14 protein-coding genes are annotated in these 13,924 nt (G+C 71.5%); 8 read left to right on the plus strand and 6 right to left on the minus strand.

Annotated elements, in window-relative coordinates; translation table 11 throughout:
- Window positions 1-99 precede the first annotated feature (99 nt).
- The 4 genes from ASF52_RS02615 to ASF52_RS02630 are packed head-to-tail and all read right to left on the minus strand — an operon-like array spanning window position 100 to window position 4,929.
- On the minus strand, window positions 100-1,353 hold the full coding sequence (locus ASF52_RS02615) for a molybdopterin molybdotransferase MoeA (RefSeq protein ID WP_056167168.1): 1,254 nt from the start codon (window positions 1,351-1,353) through the stop codon (window positions 100-102).
- On the minus strand, window positions 1,341-1,895 hold the full coding sequence (gene mobB, locus ASF52_RS02620; protein ID WP_056167171.1) for a molybdopterin-guanine dinucleotide biosynthesis protein B: 555 nt from the start codon (window positions 1,893-1,895) through the stop codon (window positions 1,341-1,343). Before mobB ends, ASF52_RS02615 begins: the two co-directional genes overlap by 13 nt.
- Entirely contained in the window at window positions 1,892-3,862 is a 1,971-nt protein-coding gene (locus tag ASF52_RS02625; protein WP_056167173.1) for a molybdopterin biosynthesis protein, read from the minus strand. The genes mobB and ASF52_RS02625 overlap by 4 nt, the downstream gene beginning before the upstream one ends.
- A 2-nt stretch (window positions 3,863-3,864) precedes the next feature.
- Window positions 3,865-4,929 (minus strand): molybdopterin-binding protein, encoded by a 1,065-nt coding sequence (locus ASF52_RS02630; RefSeq protein WP_056167328.1) that lies wholly within the window; start codon window positions 4,927-4,929, stop codon window positions 3,865-3,867.
- A 246-nt stretch (window positions 4,930-5,175) separates the two neighbouring features.
- On the opposite strand from ASF52_RS02630, the gene ASF52_RS02635 reads away from it, so the two are divergent.
- The gene (locus ASF52_RS02635; RefSeq protein ID WP_443136643.1) at window positions 5,176-6,471 is read left to right on the plus strand and encodes a c-type cytochrome; all 1,296 of its coding nucleotides are present in this window, start codon (window positions 5,176-5,178) and stop codon (window positions 6,469-6,471) included.
- 10 nt (window positions 6,472-6,481) lie between these two features.
- Here the strand turns inward: ASF52_RS02635 and ASF52_RS02640 are convergent, their stop codons facing one another.
- Both ASF52_RS02640 and ASF52_RS02645 read right to left on the minus strand, forming a co-directional pair.
- The gene (locus tag ASF52_RS02640) at window positions 6,482-6,970 is read right to left on the minus strand and encodes a GNAT family N-acetyltransferase (protein ID WP_200937376.1); all 489 of its coding nucleotides are present in this window, start codon (window positions 6,968-6,970) and stop codon (window positions 6,482-6,484) included.
- A gap of 9 nt (window positions 6,971-6,979) precedes the next feature.
- The gene (locus ASF52_RS02645) at window positions 6,980-8,971 is read right to left on the minus strand and encodes a 4Fe-4S binding protein (RefSeq protein WP_056167335.1); all 1,992 of its coding nucleotides are present in this window, start codon (window positions 8,969-8,971) and stop codon (window positions 6,980-6,982) included.
- Window positions 8,972-9,185: 214 nt separating this feature from the next.
- Here ASF52_RS02645 and ASF52_RS02650 point away from each other — a divergent pair, with 214 nt between their 5' ends.
- The 7 genes from ASF52_RS02650 (at window position 9,186) to ASF52_RS02680 (ending at window position 13,920) form a co-directional block, all read left to right on the plus strand.
- Window positions 9,186-9,935, plus strand: coding sequence for a biotin/lipoate--protein ligase family protein (locus tag ASF52_RS02650; protein ID WP_056167175.1), 750 nt, complete (start codon window positions 9,186-9,188; stop codon window positions 9,933-9,935).
- Window positions 9,932-10,495: a DUF6505 family protein gene (locus ASF52_RS02655; RefSeq protein WP_056167177.1), complete on the plus strand. Its 564-nt coding sequence runs from the start codon at window positions 9,932-9,934 to the stop codon at window positions 10,493-10,495. Before ASF52_RS02650 ends, ASF52_RS02655 begins: the two co-directional genes overlap by 4 nt.
- Window positions 10,496-10,529: 34 nt before the next feature.
- On the plus strand, window positions 10,530-11,540 hold the full coding sequence (locus tag ASF52_RS02660; protein ID WP_056167180.1) for a DUF6352 family protein: 1,011 nt from the start codon (window positions 10,530-10,532) through the stop codon (window positions 11,538-11,540).
- An 11-nt stretch (window positions 11,541-11,551) separates the two neighbouring features.
- A complete protein-coding gene (locus ASF52_RS02665; protein ID WP_056167181.1) occupies window positions 11,552-12,085 on the plus strand; it encodes a DUF3305 domain-containing protein in 534 nt (177 codons plus the stop codon).
- The gene (locus tag ASF52_RS02670) at window positions 12,082-12,756 is read left to right on the plus strand and encodes a DUF3306 domain-containing protein (RefSeq protein ID WP_056167186.1); all 675 of its coding nucleotides are present in this window, start codon (window positions 12,082-12,084) and stop codon (window positions 12,754-12,756) included. The genes ASF52_RS02665 and ASF52_RS02670 overlap by 4 nt, the downstream gene beginning before the upstream one ends.
- Before the next feature lie 256 nt (window positions 12,757-13,012).
- A complete protein-coding gene (locus ASF52_RS02675; protein ID WP_056167338.1) occupies window positions 13,013-13,597 on the plus strand; it encodes a TorD/DmsD family molecular chaperone in 585 nt (194 codons plus the stop codon).
- A 68-nt stretch (window positions 13,598-13,665) separates the two neighbouring features.
- The gene (locus ASF52_RS02680) at window positions 13,666-13,920 is read left to right on the plus strand and encodes a formate dehydrogenase (RefSeq protein ID WP_056167341.1); all 255 of its coding nucleotides are present in this window, start codon (window positions 13,666-13,668) and stop codon (window positions 13,918-13,920) included.
- The last annotated feature ends 4 nt before the right edge of the window (window positions 13,921-13,924 follow it).

Consider the following 13,924-nt stretch of genomic DNA (forward strand, 5'->3'; position numbering starts at 1 on the left):
TCGGCTGCGATGCAACGCCCGGGCGGACGAGCGCAATAAGAAGTTCTCTTCCGATGCAGAGCGGCGTCTTATCCCCGACCGTAACTGATCGGGGACGCGCTACCAGAGTACGGCGTGGGGATAGAACGCGACGGTGTCGCCGGGCGCGACGCCGATGACGTCGTCCGGAAGTTCGGCGAGGCCATCGCTTTGGGTCAACGACGTGAGAAGGCCTGCGCCCTCACGGGGGAACTTGTGTACCTCCATCACCCCGTCGGGGCCGGGTGCCAGGGTCACCCGGACGAACTCGCGGCGTCCCGACTTCTTGCGATAGGCGAAGGCGGCGCGGACCTTCTGCGGAACCGGGGGTACGACACTCGCCCCACCGAGGCGCGCGAGCAGGGGACGCACCACGAACAGCAGCGTCACGTAGACCGCGACGGGGTTGCCCGGCAGGCCGACGAAGGGCGTGCCGTCGACGAGACCCATGGCCACGGGGCGGCCGGGCTTGATGGCGAGCCGCCAGAACAGGAGCTGGCCCACCGCCTCCACGGCGGTCCGGACATGGTCCTCCTCCCCCGTCGAGACCCCGCCCGAGGTGAGGATGAGATCGTGGTCGCGGGCGGCGTCCGCGAGACGCCTCGCCAGGGGCTCGGGCGCATCGCGCAGGATGCCGAGATCGTCCACCCTGACGCCGAGGCGCCCGAGGAGGGCCGCCAGCATCACCCGGTTGGAATCGTGGATGGCACCGAGCCCGAGGGGCGTGCCCGGCTCGGCGAGCTCGTCGCCCGTCGAGAACAGGGCGACCCGCAGACGCGTACGGACGGGCAGGCGCGCATGGCCGGTGGCGGCGGCGAGGGCCAGGTCCTGCGGCACGAGCCGTCGCCCCGCCGCGATGATCCGCTCGCCCCGCGCGACATCCTCGCCGGCGGCGCGCGCGTTGGCGCCGGGCTTCAAACCTTGCGGTAGCAGGACGGCGTCGCCCTCGCGGCGCACGTCCTCCTGCATGAACACCGTGTCGGCGCCGGGCGGCAGGGCGGCACCCGTGAAGATGCGGACGGCGCCACCGGATGCCGCGAGGGCATCCGGCACGGCGCCGGCGGGGAGCCGACCCAGGACGGGGAGCCGGGTTTCCCCGTTCCCATCCAAGTCGGCATGGCGCACGGCGTAACCGTCGACGGCGGAATTCGCGAAGGGCGGCACGTCGTGACCGGCCACCACATCCTCGGCCGCCACGCGCCCGTCGGCGTCGACCAGGGACACCCATTCGGTGCCGGCGAGGACGGGTAGGCGCGCCGCGATGAGGCTCGCCGCGTCCTCGATCCGCATCAGCGCCCCGCCGAAGGCGAAGCAATCGTCGCTCAGCTGCGCCATGCGTCCTCCGGGAGTTCGAGGCGATCGAGGGTCGCTTCCAAGGATTCGGCCCGGGCGAGGACAAGATCGGCGATGCCGGCGATATCGTCGAGATCGACCACCGGAACGCCCGCCTCCGGGAAATCGGTGTCGCTCGCGACCCCGACGATACGCGGATCGCCGGGATGGAGCGGTGGCCGGCCGTTGGCCGCCCGGTGGACTTCGAGCTTGGCGTGCGCCGCGCGCTTGAACCCCTCGACGAGGGCAAGGTCGCACGACGAGAGTTTGCGCAGAAGATCGGCGAGCGTCGCCTCCGGGCCGTCCGCGACTTCGTGGATCTGGACCCAGCGCCGGGCGGACGAGACGATGACCTCGCCGGCGCCCGCCTCCCGGTGGCGGTGGGAATCCTTACCCGGCCGGTCGACGTCGAAGTCGTGATGGGCGTGCTTGAGGGTCGCCACCCGTAGCCCGCGTCCCACGAGGGCGGGGATCAGCCGCGTCAGCAGGGTGGTCTTGCCCGCCCCGCTCCAGCCTGCGAGGCCGATGATCCGGGGGGCGGTCATGGGGTGTCTCCGACGCGAAAACCGAGATCGTGCAGCGCCGCGCGGGTCCGATCGTCCGCGAGCACGTCGAGGAACGCCGCCAGGGCCGGCGTGTCGCGCCTGTCCGCCGCGTAGGCGAAATCGTAGCGCTCCTCCGTGAGCGGTAGGAAGCCGAGGCCGTAGGCGCGGGCCACGGTGGAAATGGCGACGCCCCAATCGGCACGCCCCTGCGCCACGGCCGCCGCCACGGCGTTGTGCGAGCGCGGCTGGTTCCAGAACCCGGCGGGCCGGGCGCCCTTCAGGAGATCGTCGACGAGGGCGCGGGTGCCCGAGCCGACGTTGCGGTTGACCATCACGGCGTCGGGCGAGGCGAGGGCGGCGGTGACGGCGGCCTCGGCCGCCCTCGCCTCGAACAGCGGATCGCCGCGCCGGAACACCACGCCCTGGAGCCGCCCCCAACCGGGCGCGAGGCGGAAGCCTTCGGCGAGGAAGGGACCGTTGTAGAGCCCGGTCTCGGGGTCGAGGAGGTGCAGGGCGGCGAGATCGCATTCGCCGCGCTGGAGGGCGGCGAGGCCCCCGGCGGAGCCGACCCAGAGGGTGCGGGCGCGAAGACCCCGCTCGGCCAGCAGGCCGATCACCCGGTCGAGTCCGACGCAATGGCTGCCGATCAGGGTGAGGTCGGGCGGGCGCACCCCCGCCCCGAGGCGGGTGACGGACACGGTCTCGCCGACCTCGACGCCCGAGCGGGCGGCCGGAACGGAGAAGAAGCCGTCGGCCTGCGAGAACGCCGTGACGGAGCCCGATCCCTTCGAGACCGGCAGGGCGACGAGCCCCTCGGGCGTCTCGGCCAGCGACGCCATCACGAACTCGGTCCGCCCGAGTTCGGAGGCCACGCGCTGGGGCAGCACGGCCGCGACGGCCTCGTCCTCGCGCGGAGGCAGCCCCGCCATGGCGCGGATGAGCGGCACGACGAAATCGTGGAACGTGAACATCGCGGAGGTCGGAAAACCCGGCAGCACGACGACGGGCTTGCCCTCCGCCACGGCGAGGCAGAGCGGCTTGCCGGGCTTGAGGGCGACGCCGTGAACGAGGATGCCGGGGCTCCCGAGATCCCGCAGGATGCGATGCGAGACGTCGCCAGCGCCCTTCGAGGTGCCCCCCGAGAGCACGACGATGTCGTTCTCGGCGAGGGCCGCCTGCAGGGCCTCGCGAAGGGCTGCCGCATCGTCGCGAACGATGCCGAGGGACACGGCCTCGCCGCCGTTCTCGATGACGGACGCGGCGACAATCGGCCCGTTGGAATCGTAGATCGCCCCCGGGGGAAGGGGCAGTCCGGCCGCCCTGAGTTCATCGCCGGTGGACAGCACCGCGACCCTGGGCCGGCGCACCACGGGAATGCGGGCGAGGCCGCAGGCGGCCAGCATGCCGATCTCGCGGGCGGTGATGCGCAGGCCCCGGCGCAGGACCGTCTCGCCGGCGGCCATGTCACCCCCGGCATAGCCGATGAACTGGCCCGGCCGCGCCGCCTGAACGAGGTCGATGGCCAGCACCGCGTCGAGGAACTCGGTCTGCTCGACCATCACCACCGCGTCGGCGCCGCGCGGGATGACGCCGCCGGTGGCGATGGGGGTGGCGCTGCCCTCGGCCACGGCGAGGCTCGGCGCGACACCGCAGGCCAGGATCTCACGGTTGAGGACGAGGCGCCGGGGGCTCGCCGCACCGGCGCCCTGGGTGTCCGTGGCCCGCACGGCGAAGCCATCCACCAGGGCCCGGTCGAAGGGCGGCACGTCGATGGGGGAGGCGACATCCGTGGCGAGCACACGGCCGAGGGCCTCGGCCAACGGGACGTCCTCGGGCGGCAGGACCCGATGGGGAACCGCCGCCCGAAAGCGCGTCGCGGCCTCCTCCCGGCTGACGACGGACAGGAACTGCTCCTGCCGGGCGGCGGCGGCCAGGCGTTCGCGAAACGGGATCTCGTACTCCGACATCGTCACAGGGTCAGGACCTCGACCGTCGTGCCCTCCGGATAGCCTTCCAGTTCCGGCGGCACCAGGATCGCTCCGTTGGCCTCGGCGAGGCGCGACAGGGCGAGGTCGGCCCCGCCGAGCGGCTCGACGACGCCGGCGTGGCGGCGCACGAACACCACGTCGCTCACCCCGATGGTGGCGCTGACCTTGCGCGTCAGGATTCCGCTCACGGGCTCTGGCCCATCGCCACCCGACAGGGCGGCGAGGAGTGGACGCCCGAGGGCGAGGTACACGGAGAGCGCGGCTTCCGGGCGGCCCGGGAGCAGCAGGACGGAACGGCCGTCGGCGCGCCCGATGGCGGCGGTCTCGCCCGACCGGATCGCGATGCCGTGAGCCAGGACCTCGCCGGCCAGCGCCAGGGCGGCGACGCTGTGGTCCGTCCGCCCCGGACCGGTTCCGCCGAGGACCAGAACGGCGTCAACCGCAGCCGCACGGATCGCCGACGCGATCACCGCGGGATCATCCGGTACGGTGACGGGCGTACCGGGATCGCCGCCATCGGCCGCAATCAGGGCCGCCAGGGTTTCGGCCAAGGGCGCCGAACCACCGGTGGCGATGAGGGCGACGCGCGGGCTGCGCACCGGGACTTGAGCGAGGCCCGCCGCGGCCAAGGCGAGAAGGTGCAGCGGTCCGACACGCGTACCGGCGGCGAGGACGCGCGTACCGGCCGCGAGATCCTCGCCCGGCCGGCGGACTCCGTCGCCGGCGGGGGCATCCGCGACGAACGTCCGGCCCTCCAGAGCCTCGGGCGGCAGCACGGTATCGGCGCAGTCGGGGAGAATCTCACCGGCCTCGACCCAGACCGGCGGCGCACTCGGGAGAATCGGTGCGTATGCCGAGGCCCCGGTGACGCCTTCGGCTTCCACCGCCCAGCCGTCACGCAGGGCCGTCGGCCGTTCGGGCGAGTTTCGGTTCGCGACCACGTCGTGGGCCGCCGCGAAACCCAAGGTCAAGGTCGCCGGAAGCACCCGCTCCGCGACGGGAACCACGCCCGAGACGAGGCGTGCCACCGCGTCGGCCAGCGGCATCAGGGCCGCCGAGGCGTGCCGCGTCACGCCGTTTCCACGAGGACGCGCAGTCGGCAAATCCCAGCTTCCATCCACGCAGGGCCATCCATACGACTCCGCATGCGGCATCGGCCTGCGTTGATCAAGCGTGTGCGGTGCAGGTCTGCGCGGCACAGGGCCCCAGGGTGCGTCCGGGGACAGGGCCGTCGCGCCTCGGCTATGGTCCGGCCGAACCGGCGGGGAGCCGGCCCGTTGGAACCGAGAGCCATGCGGCCCCTGCGCGTCATGCGATCCGTCCTTGGAATGTTCGGCCTGTTGGCCGTGTCGCTGGCGACTCCTCCGGCCCTGGCACAGATGCGCGGCCATGGTGGTCCGGTGCGGGCGCTGGCGGTGGTCCCGGGTGGAGACATCGCGATTTCGGGCGGTTTCGACCAGGCGGTGATCGTGTGGGGAATCGCGACCGGCACCGCGCTGAGTGTCCTGCGCTTCCACGAAGGGGCGGTGAACGCCGTCGCAACCCTACCGGACGGCGGCTTCGCCACGGCCTCGGAGGATGGCCGCATCGCCCTGTGGCGCATTGGGCGGTCGGAGCCCGAGCGCGTCCTCTCCGAGCACACCGGACCGGTGGCCGGGCTGGCGGTATCGCCGGACGGGCTCCAGATCGCCTCCGCGTCCTGGGACGGGACGGCGCGGGTCCGACCCCTGGCCGGCGGCCCCGGGCGGGTGCTCGAAGGGCACACGGGCCCCATCAACGCCGTCGCCTTTCTGTCCGACGGACGGATCGCCACCGCCGGCTACGATGCCACCTTGCGGATCTGGCCGAGTGCGGACGGGCCGCCGCGCGTCACCCCCCTTCCGACGCCCCTGAACGCCCTCGCGGTGACCCGTGACGGCGAAATCGCCGTGGCGGGCGGGGATGCCATCGTGCGCTTGCTGCGCCCCGACGGCGGTGAGCGGGCGGCCGCCGATGTCGGACCGAACCCGGTGATCGCCCTGGCTTTCTCGCCGGACGAGACCCGCTTGGCCGCAGCCACGGCGGGCGGCACCGTCGCTCTCATCGATCGCGCCAGCGGCCGCATCCTGCGCCGTCTCGTCGGGCCGGGCCTGCCGGTGTGGTCCGTGGCGTGGCGGGGCGACGAACTCGTCACGGGCGGCAGCGACCGGCTGGTCCGACGCTGGAACGCCACCACGGGCGAGCCCATCGGCGCCCTGAGTTTGCCGCGCCCGGCCGACACCCTGGCGGCTTTTCACGGCGATCGCGGCGCAGAAGTCTTCCGCGCCTGCGTCGCCTGCCACGCCCTGACGCCGGAGGCCGGCCCGCGGGCCGGCCCGAATCTCGCCGGCATCATCGGTCGCCGCATCGCGAGCGAGCCCGGGTATCGCTATTCCGATGCCCTGAAATCCATGGACCTCGTCTGGGACACCACCACCATCGCCCGCCTGTTCGAGGTCGGGCCGGCCCGCTACACGCCGGGCACCCGCATGCCCGAGCAGACCATCACCGACGCGGACGACCGCGCGGCCCTGGTGCGGTTCCTCGAAAAGGCGACCGCCCTGCCGTGACACGGGCCGGTCAGGGCCGCCGGACCATGTAGCGGGCGTCGGCCCCGTAGCTCGCGAGCTTCTCCGCCGAAGGGGGGCAGGGCGCCTCACGGAATCCTTGAGCCCGCCAGAAGGGGACGGACCTGTTCACCGCCACCAGGGCGATGGCCGCACCGTCGGAGCGCGCCACGAGATCGGCCACGGCCGCGCGGGCATGGCCCTGGCCCGCCGCCCGCGGGTGCAGCCCAAGATCATGAACGTGGATCGCATCGTGGCCCGCGATGCTTTCCAAGGCTTGATTCAGGGGCGGGATGCGGCCAAGCGGCCAGGGATAGGCGACGAGATAGCCGCGGATCGCACCGGCCTCCGGCGCCAGCACCCGGCAAAAGGTCGGGCTTGCCCGGAGGCGCTCCGCGAAGCGCTCGGGTGCCTCGTAATGGTCCGGAAACAGAGCCTCTGCGAGGGCGACGACCGCGCCGAGATCGTGCGTCACCATGGGCCGCCAGGACAAGCCGTCCATCGGACCCGCTCAGACGGCCTCGCCCCGCTCCGTCCGCTCACGGAAGTAATCCTCGGTCGTACGGGTGCGCGTCCGCTCCGGCCCGGCATGGGGATCGAAGCCCTGGTTGAGGGCCGCTTCGACACGGCAATCCTCGCACATCATCAGGGCATTGATCCGCTCTGCGCCGCCGGAGCCCGAGAACATCCAGTGACGCTCGCGCAGCTTCTCGACGACCCGCTCGATGGTGCTGCGGGTGCCGAACGGCTTGGCGCAACTGATGCAGCAGAACGGCTCCTCTTCCTTCACCACGCGGCGCGGCGCGGTCCAGGCCTCGAAGTCGAGGCCGGGCCGGAGATCGATCACCGATTCCGGGCAGGTCGCCGCGCACAGGCCGCACTGGACGCACAGGCTCTCCTCGAAGGCCAGCAACGGCCGTTCGGCGCTGTCCGAAAGGGCATGCGTCGGGCAGGCGCCGACACAGGCGAGGCAGAGGGTGCAATCTTCCGTGCGGAAGTCGAGTCCGCCGAAGGGGGCACCGGCCGCCAGGGGCACATAGGCCGTCGGGCGAGGCGCCGCCTCGTACATCTCGCGGAAGGCGAAGCGCAGCACCTCGCGCTTGCCGCCGACGGGCATGAACCGGCTCGGACGGGACGACGCGGCGCCGATGCGGGCTTCCGACAGAGCCGCCCCGAGGGCGTCCGGATCGTCGGTCTCGATCACCGAGATGGCCGGTCCCGCCCCGCCATATCCGAGGGCCTGCGCCAGGGTGTCGGCGAGCGCCACCGTGCGGTGGAGGCTGTCGAGGTCGTGGTGGGGCCGGGCACGGGCGAGGACATGCACGCCCGTGGCCCCATAGGCGAACAGCGCCGCCATCGCCTCGGGGCCGAGTTGGGTGATCTCGTTGAGGCGCACGGGCAGGACGCGGGCGGGCAGGCCGTCACCGTGGCGGGCCAGGGCATCGATGAGCGGCTCGCCGTGATCGCCGTCGTGGAACAGGATCGTCGCGTCCTGGCCGCCGGCCTCGGAGTAGGCCAGCATCAGGCCGCGCAGGCGTCGCATCAGGGCATCCGCGGGCGGCACGGCGTAGGCGGCGGCCCCCGTCGGGCAGACGGCCGCGCAGTTGCCGCAGCCGGCGCAGACGGTGGGATCGATGGCCACGGTGTCGCCCGCCGACGCGATGGCGCCCGTGGGGCAGACTTCGAGGCAGCGCGTGCAGCCGGTGATGCGCGAGCGCGAATGCACGCAGAGATCGGCCCGGAAATCCACGAACCGGGTCTTGTCGAAGGTGCCGACGAGATCGGCCGCCGCCGTGATGGCGCGTTCCACCGCCGCCGGGTCGCGCGGGTCGGCGCGCAGATACCCGATGCGGAGGTCGTGAGCCGGAAACAGCGGCGTGCCGCCGCTCAGGTCGAGGACCACGTCGCAGGTCGAGGTGGCACCGTTGCGCGGCAGGCCGAAGACGAGGTGCGTCCGCGAGGACGGGGCGGGGAGGGCGTAATCGTCGATCCGGAGTTCGAAGGCCCCGAGGCGGCCGGTGGCGCCCGCGATGGTGCCCTGGAGAACCGGGAAGTCGTTGCGCTGCGGCGGCTCGACGGCGTCCGGCCGGGTCAGCAGGACGGTGACGTCGAGATCCCCTGCAAGCCGCCGTCCCGCCTCGATAGCGACGGCGTCGCGGCCGTAGATGAGCGCCACGCCCTGGCTCTCGATGGAGACGGTGCTGGCGTCGGGGACGGGCTCGGCCGCGGCGGCCAGAAGAGCCGCCATCTTGGGACCGGCCCGACCGGCCTCGGTGGACCAGCCGGCGGTCTCGCGGATCTTGGCGTAGGTGACGCGGTCCTCGGCACCCAGTTCCTCGGCGACCTCGTCGAACAGGGGCGACTGAAGGGTGCAGGACACGGTGACGGGGACGCCCGTGCCGAGGGCTTCGCGGAAGCGGTCGAGTTCCCGGCCACAGAGCTGGTCGGCGGTCTTCAGCGTCCCGCCGCAGCCGCGCGCGATGGCGGTAGCGTCGAGGGGCATGGTGCCCTCGCAGGAACAGGCGAACACGAGACGATCGGACACGGGGCAACCTGAGGCGTTGGGGACCGGCGCGGCCCCTTCGCGGGGCCTCGCGCATCCGTTATATAATCGAACGGTTCGAAACTACGAACGCACCAATTGATCGCACCGGGCGGGGCCCCCGTCCGGCCCGTGAAGTCCCACCCGCGAAAGTACCCGGATTGACCGCGCGCCCATGACAGTCCCGTCCGCGACCGATCCGGCTCGCCTCGTGCTGCCGCCGGCCTTCACCGGCCTGCGCGCACCGGCGACGGACGATGCCTTCGCGCGCGCCTGTGCGCTCGCCGCGGACGAAGGCGGCGATGCGGCCGGGACCCTGGTTCTGGTCGAGCGCGCGGATATCCTCGATCTCGCGGTCGTCCTCGCCCCCGAGGAGCCGCTCGCGTCGGCCCGCCGCGCCCTCCTTCTCGGCATGGTGGCTCTCGTCGATGCCGTGGGGACTCACGGGCCGCCGGAGATGCCCATCACCCTGCTCTGGCCGGACGAACTGAGGTTCGACGGGGCGCGTCTCGGCGGCGGACGCCTCGGCTGGCCGCGGGACAGCGCCGAGGATGCGGTTCCGGACTGGCTGGTCTTTTCCGCCATGCTGCTCGTCTCGAAGCCTCACGGCGACGATCCTGGTCTGACTCCGGACTCCACGGCTCTGGACGAGGAAGGCTTCGGGCCCGGCATCCGCCTTGCCCTGGTGGAGAGTTTCGCGCGAAACCTCATGAAGGCGTTCGCCACCTGGGCGGAAGACGGGTTCGACGGCATCGCGGCGCGCTACCTTGCCCATCTGCCGGCGGCCGTCGGGGCGCGGGCGGAGATCGACCGCAACGGCGATGCCGTCCTCGAGCATGACGGCGCGGTCGAGCGCCTGCCGCTCGCCCCCTGCCTGACGACGCCGGTCTGGCGCGATCCCGCCACCCGGGCGGTACGGCTGTGAGCCCCCTCAAGCTACCCCGAACGCTGCGTCTCGACCCGTCCGACAGCTTCGTGTTCGCGGACGCCGCCGAGCCCGGCGAATGGGCCGTGACCGGCTCGTTCCTGTTCTGGGACCGGGATCTGTCGAACCTGACGGGCAAGGACCGGGTCGCCTTTCGCTCGGGGTTCCTCGGGGTGCGCTCGTTCGGGTTCTCGACCCTGGTGGTGGTGAGCGAGGCGAGCGAGGCCGAGCGGGACGAGGCCGTCGCGGACCTGGCGCACCATCTGCGGGAACGCCTCGGCGCACCGGACCAGGCGGCCGCCCTCGCGGCGGCGCGGGAAGAGATCGATTTCGCCGCCTCCCTCTGCGACCTTCCCGTCGGCACCGTCGTGGCGATGCATCGCACGGAGACGGACGGCGCGATCGCGGAAGCGTTTCGCACGTTGCACCAGAAGCCCGGCGGCGAGGACCGCCTCCATGCCGGCGCCCGCGCCTTCCGTTTCGTCGAGACCGACGAGGACGAGCCGGAGGAGCGCGCCGACCTCGTTGGTCTCGCGCGACGCGACCGGACGGAGCCATGATGCCGCACGCAGCCAACAGGGGCCGTTGCCAGGAATGACCGAGTTCTGGGTATCGAGCGGCCACCATCTCACCCGCCGCACGGAAGGCGGCGGCCTCGGGGCCACCGACGAGTTGATCCTCGCCTATCTGGCGCGGCCGGAATTGATCCCGCCGGAAGAAGCGTGCGCCGCCGAGCGGAGGCTCCACGCCGATCTCCTGGCCGAGCCCCAACGCACCGTAACCACGGAGGCCTTGGCGGCCATCGTGGATGCCGACGCACGGGAGAACTGGGCGGTGCTCCTGGCATTCCGCGACCGGCTTCTCGCTGCGCGCTCCATCGAGGCGGCTTACTTGAGTCTCGTGCGCGAGGGCCTGCAGGGCACGCCGTCCCTGTTCCTCAACCAACTCGTGCACCTCATCCTGCGCAATGCGCTGGATTCGTGCGACGATCCCTACGTCCTGCGGGCGGCCGAACTGTTCTTCCGCACCCAGCGGGTGAGCCGGCACGAGGGCGCCGTGCTCCTCGCCGATGCCGAGGTGATCGAGGCGCGCGAGGGCTCCGCCCCGCTCTCCCCCCTCGTGGCGATGCTCGGCAAGGAAGCCGCCAACGAGCTCGATGTGCTGAACGACGAGAATGCCTGGACCTACTGGAGCCGCTCGGACGCATTCTCCATGGCGCTCAATCTCGGATCGAGCCCCCGGAGCCGGGAGGGTCTGGCCCGCGTCATCGAGGTGTTCGTGCGTCACCTCCTCAACACCGAGGTCACGGTGACCCCCCTCGACCGGCTCGAGGACACGGACTGGCGCTGGTTCGTCGGCCTCGACACGGAGGGCACGCGCATCGGCAACGCGCTCTGGCGGGGCGAGACCGTCGATTCCACGACGCAGGAGCGGGTGATCGCACTCTTCCGGCTCGTTTTCGCCGACACGGGCCAGGTCGACCCGAAGGTCGGCGACAGACCGGTCTACCTGATCCTCGCGGGCACAACGACGAACCAGGTCCAGATGAAGCCGCAGAACATCGTCGCCGGCCTGCCCCTGCGTGCTGCCTCCCCGGCGGCTTGAGGAACCTCCCCATGTCCGACTCCCCCCCCGACAATCACTTCGAAGTCGGTGTCGTCGTGGAGAAGCGTCGCCTGAAAGGGCCGTGGGCGACCCACGCCTGGCTCCCCGTCGCGATCCTGCCGGCGGCCCCCGCCGCGCCGCCGGGGACGCGCCTCTCGGGCACCGAGGACGAGGGCACCTATTATGCGGGTGCCTACGACGTTCATCTGCACCCGGCCGAGACCGCGCATTACCGCGACAATCTCGTGTCCGGACGCCCCTCCCTCTGGGTCGCCCTGCGCAAGCTCGGCGAGGGGGATTACGAGGTCGCCACCGTCACGGCCGACCCCTACGAGGGCGAATCCATGGCCGAGGGCATCGGCGAGGTGGTCGAGGCGGTGCCGATGCCGCCCGATCTGCAAGCCAAGCTCCTCGCCTTCTTCGAAGCGCACCACATCGAGCGCGTGTTCGAGAAGCGCAAACGAGACCGGGCCGACCCCGAGGCCCTGGCCCGGCAGGCCGGCGGTTCCGGCACCGGAGCCGGCCGCAAGGGGAGACGGTCATGAGCGACGGCTTCCTGTCGCGCTGGGCCCGGCGCAAGCGCGACGTTCGCCTCAGCGAGCGGGCGGAGATCCCGCCGGTTGCGGAGGACTTCGTCGACCATCCCCCCACCCCGGCGGACGAGACCATCGCGTCGGATGCGGCCGCCGAGGCGGAACGCGACCTCTTAGCCGATTTGCCCTCCCTCGCGGACCTCACGGCGGAGACGGACCTGACGCCGTTCCTGCGTGCCGGCGTGCCCTCGGCCATGCGCAACGCCGCGCTTCGAAAGATGTGGTCCGTCGATCCCGCCATCCGCGACTTCGTCAGCGAAGCGCGGGAATATGCCTACGATTGGAATACGCCCGGCGGCGTGCCGGGCCTCGGCCCGCTCCTGCCCGTCGACGACGTGAAGGCCATGCTCGGCCGGCTGTTCAACCGCGATCCATCCGAACCGCTCGCCGCCGACACGAGCCGGGTGGAACCGGCACCGCAGGCCGATGCCGAAAGCGAGACTTTCGAGAGCGCTGCTTCCGAAGGGCAGCCGGTCGCCGAGGCGTCGGACGCGTCGAAGCTCCTGGCAAAACCGATGGATAGTACCGCTCCTGCGAATTCCCCGGAACTAGCACGCGCAACATCGATCAATACACTTTCAGTATCGCGCCTGCGACGCCATGGCGGTGCTAGGCCAAGCTGAGCTGTGGAATCGGGATTGCGCCAGTCTCGAACGCTTTTTATCGTAGCTCCAAAGTACGATCCCGGCTTACGGTGCTGAGCGAAACACCCGGATACCGTCGGCTCGCGCCATGGCGCAGCGGACGTTCCGTGAAGGTCACGCAGATCGGGATCGTCCCGGGTTCAAGGTCGCAAGGTTCAGGTTCGAGAGTGGGATGCGTTCCGTCGCAGGGGCCAACGAGCACGCGGACGAAGGGCGTCAGAACGGTCACGCTCCGATGAGCGCGACCGTCGACGACGTCGATCATGGGCGCGCCCAGCACTACGATCTTCTCGCCGTTCTCCTCGGGCATGCGCCGGACCGGGCCGTGCTCGAAACCCTCGGGCGACTTCGGGGCGGGGACAGTCTGCTCGGCCAGCCCGTCGAGGTTCTGGCGCGCGCCAGCCGCGAGGTGGCCCCGGAAACGGTGGCACGCGAATATCACGACCTTTTCGTCGGGGTCGGTCGCGGCGAGCTCCTGCCCTACGCGTCCTACTACCTCACCGGCTTCCTCAACGAACGGCCCCTCGCTCGGGTGCGTGAGGATCTGCGGAGTCTCGGGATCGAGCGGGATACGGCGATGACCGAGCCCGAGGATCACCTCGCGATCCTCCTCGATTGCATGGCCGGGCTCGTGGCCGGTCGGTTCGACGCGGCACCCGACGCCGCGCGAGACTTTTTCACGAGGCATCTGGAGCCCTGGGCCGGGCGTTTCTTCGCCGATCTGGAGCGGGCGAAGGCCGCGCGCTTCTATCGGACCGTCGGTGGATTGGGTCGTGCCTTCATCGAGGTGGAGGCGCAGGCCTTCGCGATGGACGCATGACCCCCCGCCATCCGAATTCAATGGATCGCGCCGACGGCGCATCCCCCGCCGTTTGAGGAGTGTCGACCATGCGACAGGATCCGAAAGACCAGAAGGACCGGCTCGGTCGTCGCCAGTTCTTCCGCGCGCTCGGCGGCGGAACGGTCGCGGCCGCCGTCGGTGTCTCGGCGACGCCCATGACGGCGACGGACGCCCAGGCCTACGACCCCGGCCAGGACGAGACCAAGGGGCGCTACCGGCTCACCGACCACGTGAAGGCGTTCTACCGGACCAACGGGTACGAGACGCTGAAGAACAGCACCAACGACGCCGGCAAGAAGTGAGGCA

It is taken from the genome of Methylobacterium sp. Leaf112 (genome assembly GCF_001423295.1).
Classification (GTDB): Bacteria; Pseudomonadota; Alphaproteobacteria; order Rhizobiales; family Beijerinckiaceae; genus Methylobacterium.

Coding starts and splice junctions, on each gene's coding strand:
- ASF52_RS02615 (WP_056167168.1), bottom strand. CDS start 1,353: ATGGCGCAGCTGAGCGACGATTGCTTCGCCTTCGGCGGGGCGCTGATG.
- mobB (WP_056167171.1), bottom strand. CDS start 1,895: ATGACCGCCCCCCGGATCATCGGCCTCGCAGGCTGGAGCGGGGCGGGC.
- ASF52_RS02635 (WP_443136643.1), top strand. CDS start 5,176: ATGCGGCCCCTGCGCGTCATGCGATCCGTCCTTGGAATGTTCGGCCTG.
- ASF52_RS02645 (WP_056167335.1), bottom strand. CDS start 8,971: ATGCCCCTCGACGCTACCGCCATCGCGCGCGGCTGCGGCGGGACGCTG.
- ASF52_RS02665 (WP_056167181.1), top strand. CDS start 11,552: ATGTCCGACTCCCCCCCCGACAATCACTTCGAAGTCGGTGTCGTCGTG.
- ASF52_RS02630 (WP_056167328.1), bottom strand. CDS start 4,929: ATGCCGCTGGCCGACGCGGTGGCACGCCTCGTCTCGGGCGTGGTTCCC.
- ASF52_RS02660 (WP_056167180.1), top strand. CDS start 10,530: ATGACCGAGTTCTGGGTATCGAGCGGCCACCATCTCACCCGCCGCACG.
- ASF52_RS02650 (WP_056167175.1), top strand. CDS start 9,186: ATGACAGTCCCGTCCGCGACCGATCCGGCTCGCCTCGTGCTGCCGCCG.
- ASF52_RS02640 (WP_200937376.1), bottom strand. CDS start 6,970: ATGGACGGCTTGTCCTGGCGGCCCATGGTGACGCACGATCTCGGCGCG.
- ASF52_RS02680 (WP_056167341.1), top strand. CDS start 13,666: ATGCGACAGGATCCGAAAGACCAGAAGGACCGGCTCGGTCGTCGCCAG.
- ASF52_RS02670 (WP_056167186.1), top strand. CDS start 12,082: ATGAGCGACGGCTTCCTGTCGCGCTGGGCCCGGCGCAAGCGCGACGTT.
- ASF52_RS02675 (WP_056167338.1), top strand. CDS start 13,013: ATGAGCGCGACCGTCGACGACGTCGATCATGGGCGCGCCCAGCACTAC.
- ASF52_RS02625 (WP_056167173.1), bottom strand. CDS start 3,862: ATGTCGGAGTACGAGATCCCGTTTCGCGAACGCCTGGCCGCCGCCGCC.